Origin of the sequence: Marilutibacter chinensis, from assembly GCF_021725675.1 — a bacterium.
In the GTDB taxonomy this organism is placed as follows: Bacteria; Pseudomonadota; Gammaproteobacteria; order Xanthomonadales; family Xanthomonadaceae; genus Marilutibacter; species Marilutibacter chinensis.
Window position 1 is genome coordinate 176,358 of the sequence record NZ_JAKJPO010000001.1, and the last position, 15,606, is coordinate 191,963.

Below are 15,606 nucleotides of genomic sequence, written 5' to 3' on the forward strand. Positions count from 1 at the left end.
TTCCGCCCTCTCCGATGCCTAGGCGGCCTGCTTGGAGGCGAGCTGGCGGAGGACGTAATGCAGGATACCGCCGTGGCGGAAGTACTCGACTTCCTTCGGCGTCAGCAGCAGCACCTTGGCCTCGAAGCGCACCTCGTTGCCGTCGCTCTTGCGTGCGACCACCGTCGCCGCCCTGGAGCCGCCGTCCTCGAGCCCGCCGATGCTGATCGTCTCGCTGCCCTCGAGGCCCAGCGAGCCGACGCTGTCTCCATCCTTGAACTGCAGCGGCAGCACGCCCATGCCGACCAGGTTGGAACGGTGGATCCGTTCGAAGCTCTCGGCGATCACCGCCTTCACTCCGAGCAGGTTGGTGCCCTTTGCTGCCCAGTCGCGCGACGACCCGGTGCCGTATTCCTTGCCGGCAAGCACCACCAGCGGCACGCCGTCCGCCTTGTACTTCATCGCAGCGTCGTAGATCGACATCTTCTCCGGAGGGTTGCTGCCGAAGTACAGCGTGTTGCCCCCTTCCTCGCCGTCGAACATCAGGTTCTTGATGCGGATGTTGGCGAAGGTGCCGCGGACCATCACGTCGTCGTTGCCACGACGGGAACCGTAGCTGTTGAAGTCGGCCGGCTGCACGCCGCGCTCCATCAGGTAGCGGCCCGCGGGGGAGTCCTTCTTGATGTTGCCTGCAGGGGAGATGTGATCGGTCGTGATCGAATCGCCGAACAGCCCGAGCACGCGTGCGCCGACGATGTCGTCGATCGAGCCCACCGCCATCGTCATGCCGTCGAAGTAGGGTGGATTCTTGATGTAGGTCGAGTCCGCGTCCCACGCGAACGACTCGCCGTCCGGCGACGCGATCGTGTTCCAGCGATTGTCGCCCTTGAACACGTCGGCATAGTTCTGGGCGAACATCTCCGGGCCGACGGTCGCGGCGATGACGTCGCCGATCTCCTTGTTGCTCGGCCAGATGTCGCGCAGGTAGACGTCGTTGCCGTCGCGGTCGTGGCCGATCGGATCGTTGACCAGGTCGATGTTGATCGTGCCGGCGATCGCGTAGGCGACCACCAGCGGCGGCGATGCGAGGTAGTTCATCTTCACTTCGGGATGCACGCGGCCCTCGAAGTTGCGGTTGCCCGACAGCACCGAGGCGACGACCAGGTCGTTCTCGGCGATGCCGCGGGACACCTCGTCCGGAAGCGGACCGGAGTTGCCGATGCAGGTGGTGCAGCCGTAGCCGACCACGTAGAAGCCCAGTTTCTCGAGGTCGTCGAGCACCTCCGCCTTGCGCAGGTAGTCGGTCACCACCAGCGAGCCCGGCCCGAGCGAGGTCTTCACCCACGGTTTGGCGGTGAGGCCGAGCCGGGCGGCATTGCGGGCGAGCAGGCCGGCGCCGATCATGACCGCCGGGTTGGAGGTGTTGGTGCAGGAGGTGATCGCGGCGATCACCACCGAACCGTCGCGCAGCTCGGCCTCTTCGTCGCGGATCGTGATCCTCGACACCGGAGGTGCCGCCAGATGGTCGGCCTGGTGCTGGTGGCCGCCTTCGGCATCCATCCGCGACTCGCCGTTGCGCTGCGCACGATGGGCGATCAGTCCGGTCAGGTTCTCGCGGAAGTTGCTCTGCATGTCGCTGAGCAGCACCCGGTCCTGCGGCCGCTTCGGACCGGCCAGCGACGGCTTGACGTCGCCCATGTCCAGTTCCAGCGTCGCCGAATAGGTGGCCTCGGGCGCGCCGGGTTCGTGCCACAGGCCCTGTGCCCGCGCATAGGCCTCGACCAGGGCGACCTGGTCGTCGCTGCGACCAGACAGGCGCAGGTAGGTCAGTGCCTCGACGTCGATCGGGAAGATGCCGCAGGTGGCGCCGTACTCCGGCGCCATGTTCGCGATCGTCGCGCGGTCGGCCAGCGGCAGGTGCTGCAGGCCGTCGCCGAAGAACTCGACGAACTTGCCGACCACGCCGAGCGAACGCAGCATCTGGGTCACGGTCAGCACCAGGTCGGTCGCGGTCGCGCCCTCCGGCAAGCGACCGCTCAGCTTGAAGCCGACCACCTGCGGGATCAGCATCGACGAGGGCTGGCCGAGCATCGCCGCCTCGGCTTCGATGCCGCCGACGCCCCAGCCGAGCACGCCGATGCCGTTGATCATCGTGGTATGGCTGTCGGTGCCGAACACCGTGTCGGGGAAGGCCAGCGTCCGGCCGTCGACATCGCGTTCGACCACGACACGCGCCAGGTGCTCCAGGTTGACCTGGTGCACGATGCCGGTGTTGGGCGGCACCACTTTGAAGTTCTCGAACGCCTTCTGGCCCCAGCGCAGGAAGCTGTAGCGCTCCTTGTTGCGCTCGAACTCGATCTTGCCGTTCAGGTCGAGCGCGTCGGGGCGGCCGAACACGTCGACCTGCACCGAGTGGTCGATCACCAGCTCGGACGGGATCTGCGGGTTGATCTGGCCGGCGCTGCCACCGAGCCGGCCGACCGCGTCGCGCATCGCCGCCAGGTCGACCACGCAGGGCACGCCGGTGAAGTCCTGCAGCACCACGCGCGCCGGCATGAAGGCGATCTCGGTATCCGGCTCCTTGCCGGCATCCCATCGGGCGACCGCCTCGATGTGCTCCTTGCCGACCGTCTGGCCGCCATCCTCGTGGCGGAGCAGGTTCTCGAGCAGGATCTTCATCGAGTAGGGCAGGTGACGGATGTCGAAGCGCTCGCCCAGCGCAGGCAGACTGAAGTAATCCAGCTCGCGGCCGTTGACGGACAGGGTGCGGCGGGTGGAGTAGGAGTCGGACATGGGGGTGGGGCTCCTGTGTTGGCATGGCTGCGCCCCCCGTGGCCCGGAGGGCGATGGCTTGGTGACGCCGTGCGCGGATGCGGCAGCGGGCGGCGTCGGGCGACGCGCACCGCCCATTATCGCCGCATCGCATTCAGGTAGCGTGGAGACATTCGTCCAATGGTGGACGCCCGATTGCGGCGCGACGGCCGTCCGATGTGCTGAAACCCTTGTGCGGCAGGCCTTCCGCATCGGCAGCGAATTGCCGGGAGGCCCCGGATCGGGCAAAATACGCGGTCGTAGGGTCGCCCTTCGCGGCGGCCCGACATTCCGGCAACGCCCGTCGATCCCGCTTTCGCGCCCGCCGTGGACAGCCCTGTCCCGGCAGGACGTGCGTCGATGCGCGGGCGTCCTCTCCGCTGCATTCCGACGGGAGTCTTCATGCTTTCCAGCTATCGCCAACACGTTGCCGAGCGCGCCGCGCTGGGCATTCCGCCGCTGCCGCTCACCGCCGAACAGACCGCCGAGGTCATCGAGCTGCTGAAGACTCCGCCGGCGGGCGAGGAACAGTTCCTGCTCGAGCTGCTGACCGAGCGCGTGCCGGCAGGTGTCGACGATGCGGCGAAGGTCAAGGCGTCCTATCTGGCCGCGCTGGCCTTCGGCAGCGAGAAGAACCCGCTGATCGACCGCGCCCGCGCCACCGGACTGCTGGGCACGATGCTCGGCGGCTACAACATCCACCCGCTGGTCGAACTGCTCGACGACGTCGAGGTCGGTACCCTCGCCGCCGATGCGCTGAAGAAGACGCTGCTGATGTTCGACGCCTTCCACGACGTGCAGGAGAAGGCATCCGCCGGCAACGCCAATGCGCAGGCGGTGATGCAGAGCTGGGCCGACGCCGAATGGTTCACCGGCCGTCCGGAGGTGCCCGAAAGCCTGACCATCACCGTGTTCAAGGTGCCGGGCGAAACCAATACCGACGACCTGTCGCCGGCGCCGGACGCGACGACCCGTCCGGACATCCCGATGCACGCGCTGGCGATGCTGAAGAACCGGCGCGAAGGCGCCGCGTTCGAGCCCGAGGAGGACGGCAGGCGCGGGCCGATCCAGCTGATCGCCGACCTCAAGCAGAAGGGGCACCTGGTCGCCTACGTCGGCGACGTGGTCGGCACCGGCTCCTCGCGCAAGTCGGCGACGAACTCCGTGCTGTGGTGGACCGGCGAGGACATCCCGTACATCCCGAACAAGCGCTTCGGCGGCGTCTGCCTGGGCAGCAAGATCGCGCCGATCTTCTACAACACCATGGAAGACGCCGGTGCGCTGCCGATCGAGCTCGACGTGTCGAAGATGGAAATGGGGGACGTGGTCGAGCTGCGCCCGTATGAAGGCAAGGCGCTGAAGGACGGCGAGGTGATCGCCGAGTTCGCGCTCAAGTCCGAGGTGCTGCTGGACGAGGTCCGCGCCGGCGGCCGCATCCCGCTGATCATCGGCCGAGGCCTGACCGCGAAGGCGCGCGAGGCGCTGGGCCTGCCGCCGTCGGAGCTGTTCCGGCTGCCGCAGAATCCGGCCGACAGCGGCAAGGGCTTCTCGCTCGCACAGAAGATGGTCGGCCGCGCCTGCGGATTGCCGGTGGTCGACGGCGTGCAGCCGGGCATCCGCCCGGGCACCTACTGCGAGCCGAAGATGACCTCGGTGGGTTCGCAGGACACCACCGGTCCGATGACCCGCGACGAACTGAAGGACCTGGCCTGCCTGGGCTTCTCGGCCGACCTGGTGATGCAGTCGTTCTGCCATACCGCGGCCTATCCGAAGCCGGTCGACGTCAAGACCCATCACACCCTGCCGGAGTTCATCTCCAACCGCGGCGGCATCTCGCTGCGTCCGGGCGACGGCGTGATCCACAGCTGGCTCAACCGCATGCTGCTGCCGGACACCGTCGGCACCGGCGGCGACTCGCATACCCGCTTCCCGGTCGGCATCTCGTTCCCGGCGGGCTCCGGCCTGGTCGCGTTCGCCGCGGCCACCGGCGTGATGCCGCTGGACATGCCCGAGTCGGTGCTGGTCCGTTTCAAGGGCCAGATGCAGCCGGGCGTCACGCTGCGTGACCTGGTCAACGCGATCCCGTTGTACGCGATCAGGCAGGGCCTGCTGACCGTCGCCAAGCAGGGCAAGAAGAACATCTTCTCCGGCCGCATCCTCGAGATCGAGGGCCTGCCGCAGCTGAAGGTCGAGCAGGCGTTCGAGCTGTCCGACGCTTCCGCCGAACGCTCGGCCGCCGGTTGCACGGTCAAGCTGGACAAGGAGCCGATCGTCGAATACCTCAACAGCAACATCACGCTGCTGAAGTGGATGATCGCCGAGGGCTACCAGGATGCGCGTTCGCTGCAACGCCGGATCAAGGCCATGGAAGCGTGGCTGGCAGACCCGCAACTGCTCGAGGGCGATGCCGATGCCGAGTACGCGGCGGTGATCGAGATCGACCTGAACGAGATCGTCGAGCCGATCGTGGCGTGCCCGAACGACCCGGACGACGTGAAGACCCTGTCCGACGTGGCCGGCGCCAAGATCGACGAGGTGTTCATCGGCTCGTGCATGACCAACATCGGCCACTTCCGCGCTGCCGCGAAGCTGCTGGAAGGCAAGCGCGACATCCCGACCCGCCTGTGGGTCGCGCCGCCGACCAAGATGGACGCTTCGGAGCTGACCAAGGAAGGCCACTACGGCACCTTCGGCACCGCCGGCGCGCGGATGGAGATGCCCGGCTGCTCGCTGTGCATGGGCAACCAGGCGCAGGCGCGCGAGGGCGCGACCGTGTTCTCGACCTCGACCCGCAACTTCCCCAATCGCCTGGGCCGCAACACCAACGTGTACCTGGGTTCGGCGGAACTGGCGGCGATCTGCTCGCGCCTGGGCCGGATCCCGACCCGCGAGGAGTACATGGCCGACATCGGCGTGATCAATGCGACCGGCGCCGAGGTCTACCGCTACATGAACTTCGACCAGATCGCCGAGTACAAGGACGTGGCGGACACCGTGGCCGCCTAGACATCCCGGTAACACTCGGGCCTAGCGGAAACCCCGGCAGCAGTGCCGGGGTTTCTCGTTCTGGACAGCTGTTCCGGCGGTGCGCGGGCGTCGTCGCGATGGTCGCCGGGTCGCCACCGCCACGGTGCCGCCCGGGACCGGAGCCGTGGGTCAGGCGTGGTCCTGCAACAACCTGACGAATTCCTCGGCCGCCGCACTCCGCTCGCCCGGGCGGCGCACCAGCACGTACTCGGCTTTCGGCAACGGCGGCAGGCCCAGCTCGTCGTCGACGATCTTCAGGCCCGGCACCAGCTCGCTGGTCGTCATCACGGCGACCCCGAGGCCAGCAAGGGTGGCCGCACGCAGACCTTCGTTGCTGGAGGAGGTGAAGGTGAAATGCCAGGACCTGCCGGCGCGCTCCAGCGCCGTGAGTCCGATGTGCCTGCGCAGGCAGGGCGCAGGCGCGAACGCGAGCGGCAGGGAATCGCCGGTGGGCGGCGCGTAGCTTTCGGCCGCGCTCCACACGAACCGGCTGCTGCGCAGCAGCAGCCCGTCCTCCTGGTCCGGCTCGACCAGAACCACGGCCATGTCGAGTTCATCGGCGGCGACCATCGCGCGGAAATCCAGGCTGGAAGCGACGTTCACTTCCAGCCGCACGCAGGGATGGCTGCGTGCGAACTGGCCGAGCAGGGTCGGCAGGCGTGCGCCGAGAAACGTCTGGGACACTCCGAAGCGGATCACGCCGGACACCGGCGACAGATGGAAACGGCGCGTCAGCGCGTCGGACGCATCGAGGATGCGCTGCGCCAGGCTGAGGAACTCTTCGCCGTCCTCGGTCAAGGCGAGGCGCCTCGTGGTGCGGCGGAGCAGGGGACGTCCGGCCTGCTCTTCCAGCCGCCGGATCTGGTGGCTGATGGCCGATTGGGTCAGGTGCAGGCGCTCGGCGGCTCGGGTGAAGCCGCCGCTGTCGTGGACGGCGACGAAGGCGCGCAGAAGCGTGGGATCGAAGTCCATGTCGGATAAATGAAAGGAATTCATGGGTGAGAATAAATTAAATCATTTCCTTCATTGAGTGCGGCTTCGGACAATGGCCTCCAGAGGCGCCCGGCTCCTCGCCTGCCGCGCTGATGATTCCTGCCCCTTCGGAGCCCCCATGTCCGCTTCCCTGTCCACGCGGAAACGGACGGCGTTGTTCGCCGTCTGTCTCGCCTCGCTGATGTTCGGTCTGGAAATTTCCAGTGTGCCGGTGATCCTGCCGACCCTGGAACGGGTGCTGGGCGGCGATTTCCGGCAGATGCAGTGGGTGATGAATGCCTACACCATCGCCAGCACCACGGTGCTGATGGCCGCCGGTGCGCTCGCCGACCGGTTCGGCCGGCGACGGGTATTCCTGGTCAGCGGCCTGCTGTTCGGGGCCAGCTCGGTGATGTGCGGCCTGGCCGGCGAAGTGGGCGTGCTGATCTTCGCGCGGGCGTTGCAGGGCATGAGCGGCGGTGCACTGCTGATCAGCATGCTGGCGATCCTCTCGCACCAGTTCCGCGAGGGTCGCGAGCGCGGCAAGGCGTTCGCGGCCTGGGGTGTGGTGTTCGGTTTCGGGCTCGGATTCGGGCCGCTCATCGGCGGCGCGATCGTCGCGTTGTCCGACTGGACCTGGGTGTTCCTGGTGCATGGGCCGATCGCCGTGCTGACCCTGCTGCTGGTGCTCGCCAGCGTGGACGAATCGCGGGACCCGCAGGCGCGGCGGCTGGATCTGGGCGGAATGCTGTCGCTGTCGCTGGCCGTGCTGGGGCTGACGTTCTACCTGACCCAGGCGGGAGCGATGGGCTTTGCCGGCGGCGCGTCGCTGGGGGTGCTGGCGGCGACCGCGAGCAGCGTTGCGGTCTTCGTCGCGGTGGAGCGGCGGGCGAGCCATCCGATGTTCGATTTCTCGGTGCTGCGCAATCGCGGGTTCTCGGGTGCCTTGCTGGGCTCGATGGGAATGAACTTCAGTTTCTGGCCGCTGATGGTCTACCTGCCGATCTACTTCCATGGCGTGCTGGGACTGGGAGAGCTGCGCTCGGGCATCGCACTGCTGGCCTATACGCTGCCGGCCCTTGTGTTCCCACCGGTGGGCGAGCGTCTGTCACTGCATTACCGGCCGGGGCTGGTGATCCCGGCAGGACTGTTCACCATCGGCATTGGCCTGCTGCTGATGCACTGGGGGACAGCGCAGGCGAAGCCCGGCTTGTGGACCGTGCTGCCGGGCGCGCTGATTGCGGGCGTCGGGCTGGGCATCACCAACACCCCGGTCACCAACACCGCCACCGGTGCGGTATCGCCGGACCGCGCCGGCATGGCGTCGGGACTGGACATGAGCGCGCGCCTGATTTCGCTGGCGATCAACATCGCCCTGATGGGCCTGTTGCTGGTGCGCGGCGTGCAAGCCGCACTGCAACAGCACCACGCCGCGGCCGCCCGTCCCGACCTGCATCGGCTGGCCGAGCGGATCGCTGCCGGGGACGTGGGCGGCGATCCGGCCGCGGCTGCTGCCCTGGCGCATGGCTTCGGCTGGGTCACCCTGTATGGCGGCGTGAGCGTCTGTCTGCTGGCGTTCGCCAGCCTGTGGGTGTTCGGGGCGGCGGGTGTGCGCCGGAAGGCTCGTGTCCCCTGCGTCGGCTGAGCCGGCGCAGATCGGTTCAGCGCAACAGCTGTTCGACCGCGGCGACGATCTGGCGTCGACGCAGCAGCAGGTCCCACAGGCTGCCGCCGAGCTGTCGCCACAGCACCGCCGAGCGCACCGCCGCCAGCAATACCGCACGCACTTCGGCGACCACGTCCGGCTGGCCGAGGTAGTGCGGGTTGCCCTGCACCAACACCCGCGGACGCAGGTGGCTGAGCGTGGCGGCGTACAGATCGCCGAGTGCGCTCATCACTTCCGGATGGGTGCTGCCCTGACGCTCGGCGGGCGCCTGCTGGGCGACGATTCCGTCGCGGACACGCCGCGCCATCGCATCGTCGGCGACGAAGCGGCGTTCGAGCTGGATGACCGCCAGCGCCAGTCGCGGCAACTGCTCGTCCTTCAGGCGGCTGCCGAAGTATTCGCGCAGCAGGGTCAGGCCCGGGCGCAGCGCCGCCTGGCCGCCATAGACATCGGCCGGGGAAGCGGCATCGATCCGGAACACGGAATCGAGCGAGGTCGTCAGCACGTCACCGTTGGCCTGACCGGTTTCGGCGATGCGGCGGACCTGGGCGAGCGCCTGAAGCAGGCCGGCCAGGGCGAGCGTGCGATCGACGAGGCTGCGGTCGACGGGCGGGGAGTTGCTGGAATCGGTCATGGTTCGATTTCGGGTACGGATGGGATGATCAGGCCGCCTCGGAGCGCAGGCGCTGCTCCAGCGGCGCATCGGTGGCGGCGATGACGGCGCCACCGATGCATTCCTCGCCGTCGTACAGCACCACCGACTGTCCGGGCGTCACCGCCCTCTGCGGTTCGGCGAAGACGATCTCGAGGGTGCCGTCTTCGCGGACCTCCACCTCGCAGGCCTGGTCGTCCTGACGATAGCGGACCTGCGCGGTACAGGCGAAGCGCGCGGCCGGCGGTGCACCGGCGATCCAGTGGGCGGTCTCGCTCCACAGCCGCTGCGAACGCAGCCAGCGGCTGTCGGCGCCCTGGTCGACATAGAGGATGTTGCGGGCGACGTCCTTGCCGACCACGTACCAGGGGGCGGCTTCGAAGCCCTTCACGCCGCCGATGTTGAGGCCCTCGCGCTGGCCGAGGGTGAAATAGAACACTCCCGGATGCTCGCCGATCGCGCGGCCGTCCGGCGTCAGCATCTCGCCGGGGCGGGCCGGCAGGTAGCGCGACAGGAACTCGCGGAAGTCGCGCTCGCCGATGAAGCAGATGCCGGTCGAGTCCTTCTTCGCCGCGGTCGGCAGGCCGGCGTCCTCGGCGATGCGGCGCACCTCGGGTTTGGGCAACTCGCCGAGGGGAAACTCGGTCGCGGCCAACTGGGCCTGGCCGAGCTGGTGCAGAAAATAGCTCTGGTCCTTGCCGCGGTCGCGCCCGCGCAGCAGGCGCTGGCGGCGACCCTCGCGGACGACGCGGGCGTAGTGGCCGGTCGCGATCGACTCGGCGCCCAGTTCCCGGGCCGCGTCGAGGAAGTGCTTGAACTTGATCTCGCGGTTGCACAGCACGTCCGGGTTCGGTGTGCGGCCGGCGGCATACTCGGCGAGAAAGTGCTCGAACACGCCGTCCCAGTACTCGCCGGAGAAATCGCGGAAGTGGATCGGGATGCCGAGCCGGCCGCAGACCGCGACCGCGTCGCGGCGGTCTTCCTCGGCCCGGCAGTCGCCCCCCTGTGAGTCTTCCGTCCAGTTCTGCATGAACAGTCCGGCGATCGGCTCGCCTGCATCGCGAAGTCGCAGGGCCGCGACCGAGGAATCCACGCCCCCGGACATGCCGACGATGATCCGTGCCGAGCTCATTGCCTGTCCTTCACCGGCCAGCACTCACGCCAGCGCCCGCGCCAGCTCCAGCGGATGCCGCTGGCCGGCGAGGAAATCCGCCGCCGCGCGCCAGACCAGCGGACTGCGATGCTCGTCGCGCCGGGCCTGGAGCTCGGCCGGGGTGAGCCACACGGCACGCAGGATGCCCTCGTCGAGCGGGCGTTCCGGGTCGTGGCGCAGCGGCTCGGCGGCGAATGCGAAACGCAGGTAGTGACGTCCACCGCTGCCGTCGTCGGCGGTCGGCGACTTCCACTGGTAAGCGCCGACGAACGCCGTCAGGCGGACGTCCCAGCCGGTCTCCTCGCGGGTTTCGCGAAGCGCGGCCTCGAGCAGGGTCTCGTCCGGCTCGAGATGGCCGGCCGGCTGGTTCAGCACGCGGGCGCCGGCGACCATCTCCTCGACCAGCAGAAGGCGGCCGCCGTCCGCCACCACCGTGGCGACGGTCACGTCGGGTTGCCAGAAGCGGCCTTCGCGATAGCTCATCGGATACCTGCGTGCGTGGTGGGTGGGCCCGGAATCTCCGAATCATCCGGAAATTCCAGATGTCCGGGATGGTGTCCGCGGAGCGGGCATGCAAGTGCCCGCTCCGGCGGAAGCGGGGCAGGCGCTTGCCTGGCCCCGCCCTATCTGAACGAATACGGAGGATCCGTTCAGCCTCTTCTAGAACTCGTCCTCGCCGTCGGTCAGCACCACCTCCATCCGGTCGGCGACCTGGGCGGCGTACTCGATCGCGTCGTTCAGCTCGTCGTCGGGAGCATCGGCGGAAATCTTGACCACGTACACCGCCATGTCGTCCTGCTTGGCCCAGGCGCCGAGCTTGTTCTCCATCGTTTCCTGCAGCAGCCGGTTGGCGACCAGCGCCGGGAAGTCGCTTTCCTCCGCCCGGTAGGCCGGTGCCCAGACCTCGCGTACCCGGTGGCTGCCGTAGGTCTCGACGTTGGAGATCACGAAGACGAGCTGGGTACGGCCGTCGTCGACCTCGAAGGTCATCTTGTAGTCGCCGTCGTCGTCGATCTCGTAGTCGTGGCCGAGCGCGTCGAGCTGGCGCTTGATCGCGGCGTCCTGCGCATGCGCAGTACTGCCGAACAGCGCGGCGCAGGACAGCAGGGTGGTCGCCAGCAAAGCCGAGGTCAGTCGCATCGTATATCCCCCTGGGTGGATGGGTCGTGGTCCAGCGTTGAAGAAGACAACGGCCGCATTGTGCCGGTGCCCGCGGGGGAGCGTCCATCCGCGGGCGCCCCTTATAATCGCGGCATGGCGAAACAGATCGACCAAGAACACAGCCACGGCGTCCTGGTGGAAGTCGGCAAGCCCGAGGTGGCCCGCCCGCCGCTGTACTCGGTGCTGCTGCTGAACGACGACTACACCCCGATGGACTTCGTGGTCGAGGTGCTGATGCGGTTCTTCCCGATGAACATCGAGAAGGCCACCCAGATCATGCTGCATGTCCATACCCGGGGCAGGGGCGTGTGCGGCGTCTTCACCCGCGAGGTGGCGGAGTCCAAGGTGGCCCAGGTGAACGAATATTCAAGACTCAACCAGCACCCCTTGCTGTGCACCATGGAAAAGGCCTAAAAGCTCTGTTCATGACGTCCTATCCAGTGAGGGGCGGCAGCAACGGGGCGGGTTGACCTGATAGGTTGAACCTCGCGCGGCCGACCCGGTCCAAGAATGCAGGAGGAACACGGGCAGGGGCGGTCGACGGGATTCAGTGTCCCCCCCGGACGCGGTGGAATTCCGTCGCGGAAACCCCCATACAGGACCGCAGTAGCTTTCCCGGAGATCATCCATGTTCAGCAAGGATCTCGAATACAGCATCGGCCAGTGTTACAAGCGTGCCCGCGAAGCGCGGCACGAGTACATGACGGTCGAACACCTGCTGCTGGCCCTGCTCGACAACCCGTCGGCCGAAGGCGTGCTCAAGGCCTGCGGCGTCGACTTCCACCGTCTGCGCGGCGACCTGGAACAGGCCATCTCGACCTCGGTGTCGGTGCTGCCCGAGGACATCGACCGCGACACCCAGCCCACGCTCGGTTTCCAGCGCGTGCTGCAGCGGGCGGTCTATCACGTGCAGTCCTCGGGCAAGAAGGAGGTCACCGGCGCCAACGTGCTGGTGGCGATCTTCGGCGAGAAGGACTCCCACGCGGTCTACTACCTCGGTCAGCAGGACATCTCGCGTCTGGACGTGGTCAACTACATCTCCCACGGCATCATCCGCCACGACTCCGCCAGTGGCGAGGGCGAGGGCGGTACCGAGAGCGAGGTCCGCCCCCCGGAGGCCGAGGGCGACGGCAAGGCCGAGCCGCTGGAGGAGTTCGCCACCAATCTCAACAAGGCGGCCGAGGAAGGGCGGGTCGACCCGCTGGTTGGCCGCAGCGAGGAGGTCGAGCGGACCATCCAGGTCCTGTGCCGCCGGCGCAAGAACAATCCGCTCTACGTCGGCGAGGCCGGTGTGGGCAAGACCGCGATCGCCGAAGGGCTGGCCCTGAGGATCGTCGAGGGCAAGGTCCCCGCGGTGCTGCAGGACGCGGTGATCTACGCGCTCGATCTCGGTGCGCTGGTCGCCGGCACCAAGTACCGCGGCGACTTCGAGAAGCGCCTGAAGGCGGTGCTGGCGCAGATCAAGAAGCAGCCCGACGCGATCCTGTTCATCGACGAGATCCATACCATCATCGGCGCCGGTTCCGCCAGCGGCGGCACCATGGACGCGAGCAACCTGATCAAGCCCGCGCTTGCCACCGGCGAGCTGCGCTGCATCGGCTCGACCACGTTCCAGGAATATCGCGGGATCTTCGAGAAGGACCGGGCGCTGGCGCGGCGGTTCCAGAAGATCGACATCGTGGAGCCCACCGTCGGCGAGGCCTTCGAGATCCTCAAGGGCCTGCGCAACCGCTACCAGGAGCACCATGACGTGCTCTATACCGACGACGCCCTGCAGGCGGCGGTGGACCTGTCGGTCAAGCACATCGGCGACCGTCTGCTGCCGGACAAGGCGATCGACGTGATCGACGAGGCCGGCGCCCGCCAGCGGCTGATGTCGGAGGAGGAGCGGCACAAACTGATCGACGTCGACGACATCGAACTGATCGTCGCCAAGATGGCGCGGATCCCGGCCAAGCAGGTCAGCGCGACCGACAAGGACGTGCTGCGCAACCTCGAGCGCAACTTGAAGATGGTGATCTTCGGCCAGGATCCGGCGATCGAGACGCTGACCTCGGCGATCAAGCTGGCCCGTTCGGGGCTCGGCAATCCGGACAAGCCGATCGGCAACTTCCTGTTCGCCGGCCCGACCGGCGTCGGCAAGACCGAGGTGACCAAGCAGCTGGCGCTGCAACTGGGCATCGAGCTGGTGCGCTTCGACATGTCCGAGTACATGGAGGCGCATTCGGTCTCGCGCCTGATCGGCGCGCCTCCTGGCTACGTCGGCTTCGACCAGGGCGGCCTGCTGACCGAGAAGATCGTCAAGACCCCGCATTGCGTGTTGTTGCTGGACGAGATCGAGAAGGCGCACCCGGACATCTTCAACATCCTGTTGCAGGTGATGGACCGTGGCGTGCTGACCGACACCAACGGCCGCGAGGCGAACTTCAAGAACGTGATCGTGGTGATGACGACCAATGCCGGCGCGGCCCAGGCGGCCCGCCGCAGCATCGGCTTCACCCACCAGGACCATTCGACCGACGCGATGGAAGTCATCCGCAAGAGCTTCAGCCCGGAGTTCCGCAACCGCCTCGATGCGGTCGTGCAGTTCCAGCCGCTGGCGATGGAGCACATCCTGCGCGTGGTCGACAAGTTCCTGATCGAACTGGAGGCGCAGCTGCACGAGAAGCACGTGACGCTCACCGCGACGCCGACCGCGCGCGACTGGCTGGCCCAGCACGGCTTCGATCCGCTGATGGGCGCGCGGCCGATGACCCGGGTGATCCAGGACCGCATCAAGCGTCCGCTGGCGGACGAACTGCTGTTCGGCAAGCTGGTCGACGGCGGCCGGGTCACGATCGACGTGCGCGACAACGAACTGGTCATCGACGTCCAGCCGGAGCCCGAGAAGCTGCTGCCGGCGTCGATCGCCTGACCCGCCGGCCAGATCCGGTCCACGAAAAAGGCGGCCTTGGCCGCCTTTTTCAATCAATGAGTTGCAGCAATTATTTCATGCGGTAGGTGATGCGACCCTTGGTCAGGTCGTAGGGCGTCATTTCCACCTTCACGCGGTCGCCGGTCAGGATGCGGATGTAGTGCTTGCGCATGCGGCCGGAGATGTGGGCGATGATCTCGTGCCCGTTTTCGAGGCGCACGCGGAACATGGTATTCGGAAGGGTTTCCGAAACCGTGCCCTCGAATTCGATCACGTCGTCTTTGGCCATGTGTTCCTTGGTGTTGCGGTATGGGGATTGTCGGGAAGGAAAGGCCGCCGCGGGCGGGTTTCCGGAAGCGACTGACAAGCCGCGCATTCTGCCATGCCTGTGGCGGCGGCGCAAAGAACGCGTTAAGCCGGCGCCGGTAGTCTTCCCAGACCGAGCGCCGGTGTACCGGCCGCCGTCGCCTCAGCCGGCGGGTGGTGCGGCTGGTCTGCCTTCGGCCAGTTCCATGGCAGCCATCGTTCCGAAGCGTTCCCGCCAGTCGCCCGGCGGGGAGGGCAGCGCCACCTGTCGGGCGACGGCCCCGAGGAATTCCGCGCGCGGCATCGCGACCGCCCCCAGGCTGAGCAGGTGCGCGTTCTCGACCTGGGCATCGAGCAGCGGCCAGCCCCACTCGTGCAGGCGCCGGGCGAGCCCGGCCAGGGCGACCTTCGATCCACCGGATTCGGCGCTGAACATGCTCTCGCCGAAGAACATCCGTCCGACCGCGACGCCGTAGAGGCCTCCGACCAGGCGACCGCCACCGGAGCCGTCATCATCGACGACCTCGATCGAATGGGCATGGCCGGCGCGATGCAGGTCGAGGTAGGCGCGGATCATCGCATCGGTGATCCAGGTACCGCGCTGGCCGTCGCGACGGATTCCGGCGCAGCGGCGGATCACCGCTTCGAAAGCGTGGTCGGCCCGCAGCGTCCAAGCGGAACGGCGCAGGCGGCGACGGAACCTGGACGGGAGATGGACCCCTTCGCGGTCGATGCGGAACACGGTACGGGGATCGGGCGACCACCACAGCAGCGGCTGGCCCGCGGAGTACCAGGGAAACACGCCGTGGCGATAGGCATTCAGCAGGCGGGGCACGGACAGGTCGCCGCCGATCGCGAGCAGGCCATTGGGGGACGCGAGTGCGGTGTCGGGCGGCGGGAACGGTGCCGTCGGATCGGCGGACAACAGGCACGGGAGCTGGCTCATTGCCGAAGGGTAGCGGCTG

12 protein-coding genes are annotated in these 15,606 nt (G+C 67.6%); 4 read left to right on the forward strand and 8 right to left on the reverse strand.

The annotated features are described in order from the left end of the window. Positions 1-18 precede the first annotated feature (18 nt). Entirely contained in the window at positions 19-2,772 is a 2,754-nt protein-coding gene (gene acnA, locus L3V18_RS00755; protein ID WP_237052714.1) for an aconitate hydratase AcnA, read from the reverse strand. A 420-nt stretch (positions 2,773-3,192) separates the two neighbouring features. Between acnA and acnB the strand changes: the two genes are divergently transcribed. Next, positions 3,193-5,796 (forward strand): bifunctional aconitate hydratase 2/2-methylisocitrate dehydratase, encoded by a 2,604-nt coding sequence (gene acnB, locus L3V18_RS00760; protein ID WP_237052715.1) that lies wholly within the window; start codon positions 3,193-3,195, stop codon positions 5,794-5,796. Between the two features lie 150 nt (positions 5,797-5,946). On the opposite strand, the gene L3V18_RS00765 is transcribed toward acnB, so the two are convergent. Further along, the gene (locus tag L3V18_RS00765; protein WP_237052716.1) at positions 5,947-6,789 is read right to left on the reverse strand and encodes a LysR substrate-binding domain-containing protein; all 843 of its coding nucleotides are present in this window, start codon (positions 6,787-6,789) and stop codon (positions 5,947-5,949) included. A gap of 139 nt (positions 6,790-6,928) precedes the next feature. On the opposite strand from L3V18_RS00765, the gene L3V18_RS00770 reads away from it, so the two are divergent. Continuing rightward, on the forward strand, positions 6,929-8,434 hold the full coding sequence (locus L3V18_RS00770) for an MFS transporter (RefSeq protein WP_237052717.1): 1,506 nt from the start codon (positions 6,929-6,931) through the stop codon (positions 8,432-8,434). Positions 8,435-8,450: 16 nt separating this feature from the next. Here L3V18_RS00770 and hflD read toward each other — a convergent pair whose 3' ends face one another. The 4 genes from hflD to L3V18_RS00790 all read right to left on the reverse strand — a co-directional run bounded on the left by hflD (position 8,451) and on the right by L3V18_RS00790 (position 11,400). Continuing rightward, positions 8,451-9,089: a high frequency lysogenization protein HflD gene (gene hflD, locus L3V18_RS00775; protein WP_237052718.1), complete on the reverse strand. Its 639-nt coding sequence runs from the start codon at positions 9,087-9,089 to the stop codon at positions 8,451-8,453. Between the two features lie 28 nt (positions 9,090-9,117). Continuing rightward, positions 9,118-10,239 (reverse strand): tRNA 2-thiouridine(34) synthase MnmA, encoded by a 1,122-nt coding sequence (mnmA, locus tag L3V18_RS00780; RefSeq protein WP_237052719.1) that lies wholly within the window; start codon positions 10,237-10,239, stop codon positions 9,118-9,120. A 24-nt stretch (positions 10,240-10,263) separates the two neighbouring features. Continuing rightward, positions 10,264-10,743, reverse strand: coding sequence for an NUDIX hydrolase (locus L3V18_RS00785; protein ID WP_237052720.1), 480 nt, complete (start codon positions 10,741-10,743; stop codon positions 10,264-10,266). 177 nt (positions 10,744-10,920) lie between these two features. Further along, positions 10,921-11,400, reverse strand: coding sequence for a YbjN domain-containing protein (locus L3V18_RS00790; RefSeq protein WP_237052721.1), 480 nt, complete (start codon positions 11,398-11,400; stop codon positions 10,921-10,923). Positions 11,401-11,514: 114 nt separating this feature from the next. On the opposite strand from L3V18_RS00790, the gene clpS reads away from it, so the two are divergent. Together clpS and clpA are read left to right on the forward strand one after the other, a co-directional pair. Further along, entirely contained in the window at positions 11,515-11,835 is a 321-nt protein-coding gene (gene clpS, locus L3V18_RS00795) for an ATP-dependent Clp protease adapter ClpS (protein ID WP_237052722.1), read from the forward strand. A gap of 214 nt (positions 11,836-12,049) precedes the next feature. Further along, complete coding sequence (gene clpA / locus L3V18_RS00800; RefSeq protein WP_237052723.1) at positions 12,050-14,335, forward strand: ATP-dependent Clp protease ATP-binding subunit ClpA; 2,286 nt, start codon at positions 12,050-12,052, stop codon at positions 14,333-14,335. A 70-nt stretch (positions 14,336-14,405) separates the two neighbouring features. Here clpA and infA read toward each other — a convergent pair whose 3' ends face one another. Both infA and aat read right to left on the reverse strand, forming a co-directional pair. Beyond that, the gene (gene infA / locus L3V18_RS00805) at positions 14,406-14,624 is read right to left on the reverse strand and encodes a translation initiation factor IF-1 (RefSeq protein WP_027068842.1); all 219 of its coding nucleotides are present in this window, start codon (positions 14,622-14,624) and stop codon (positions 14,406-14,408) included. 180 nt (positions 14,625-14,804) lie between these two features. Continuing rightward, positions 14,805-15,587 carry a leucyl/phenylalanyl-tRNA--protein transferase gene (aat, locus tag L3V18_RS00810; RefSeq protein WP_237052724.1) on the reverse strand — a complete coding sequence of 261 codons (783 nt, stop codon included), beginning with the start codon at positions 15,585-15,587 and terminating at the stop codon, positions 14,805-14,807. Positions 15,588-15,606: the final 19 nt, after the last annotated feature.

Bases quoted from the DNA above. Each gene is read 5' to 3' on its own strand.
- acnB (WP_237052715.1), top strand. From the start codon at position 3,193: ATGCTTTCCAGCTATCGCCAACACGTTGCCGAGCGCGCCGCGCTGGGC.
- hflD (WP_237052718.1), bottom strand. From the start codon at position 9,089: ATGACCGATTCCAGCAACTCCCCGCCCGTCGACCGCAGCCTCGTCGAT.
- infA (WP_027068842.1), bottom strand. From the start codon at position 14,624: ATGGCCAAAGACGACGTGATCGAATTCGAGGGCACGGTTTCGGAAACC.
- clpS (WP_237052722.1), top strand. From the start codon at position 11,515: ATGGCGAAACAGATCGACCAAGAACACAGCCACGGCGTCCTGGTGGAA.
- clpA (WP_237052723.1), top strand. From the start codon at position 12,050: ATGTTCAGCAAGGATCTCGAATACAGCATCGGCCAGTGTTACAAGCGT.
- mnmA (WP_237052719.1), bottom strand. From the start codon at position 10,239: ATGAGCTCGGCACGGATCATCGTCGGCATGTCCGGGGGCGTGGATTCC.
- acnA (WP_237052714.1), bottom strand. From the start codon at position 2,772: ATGTCCGACTCCTACTCCACCCGCCGCACCCTGTCCGTCAACGGCCGC.
- L3V18_RS00785 (WP_237052720.1), bottom strand. From the start codon at position 10,743: ATGAGCTATCGCGAAGGCCGCTTCTGGCAACCCGACGTGACCGTCGCC.
- L3V18_RS00765 (WP_237052716.1), bottom strand. From the start codon at position 6,789: ATGGACTTCGATCCCACGCTTCTGCGCGCCTTCGTCGCCGTCCACGAC.
- L3V18_RS00770 (WP_237052717.1), top strand. From the start codon at position 6,929: ATGTCCGCTTCCCTGTCCACGCGGAAACGGACGGCGTTGTTCGCCGTC.
- aat (WP_237052724.1), bottom strand. From the start codon at position 15,587: ATGAGCCAGCTCCCGTGCCTGTTGTCCGCCGATCCGACGGCACCGTTC.
- L3V18_RS00790 (WP_237052721.1), bottom strand. From the start codon at position 11,400: ATGCGACTGACCTCGGCTTTGCTGGCGACCACCCTGCTGTCCTGCGCC.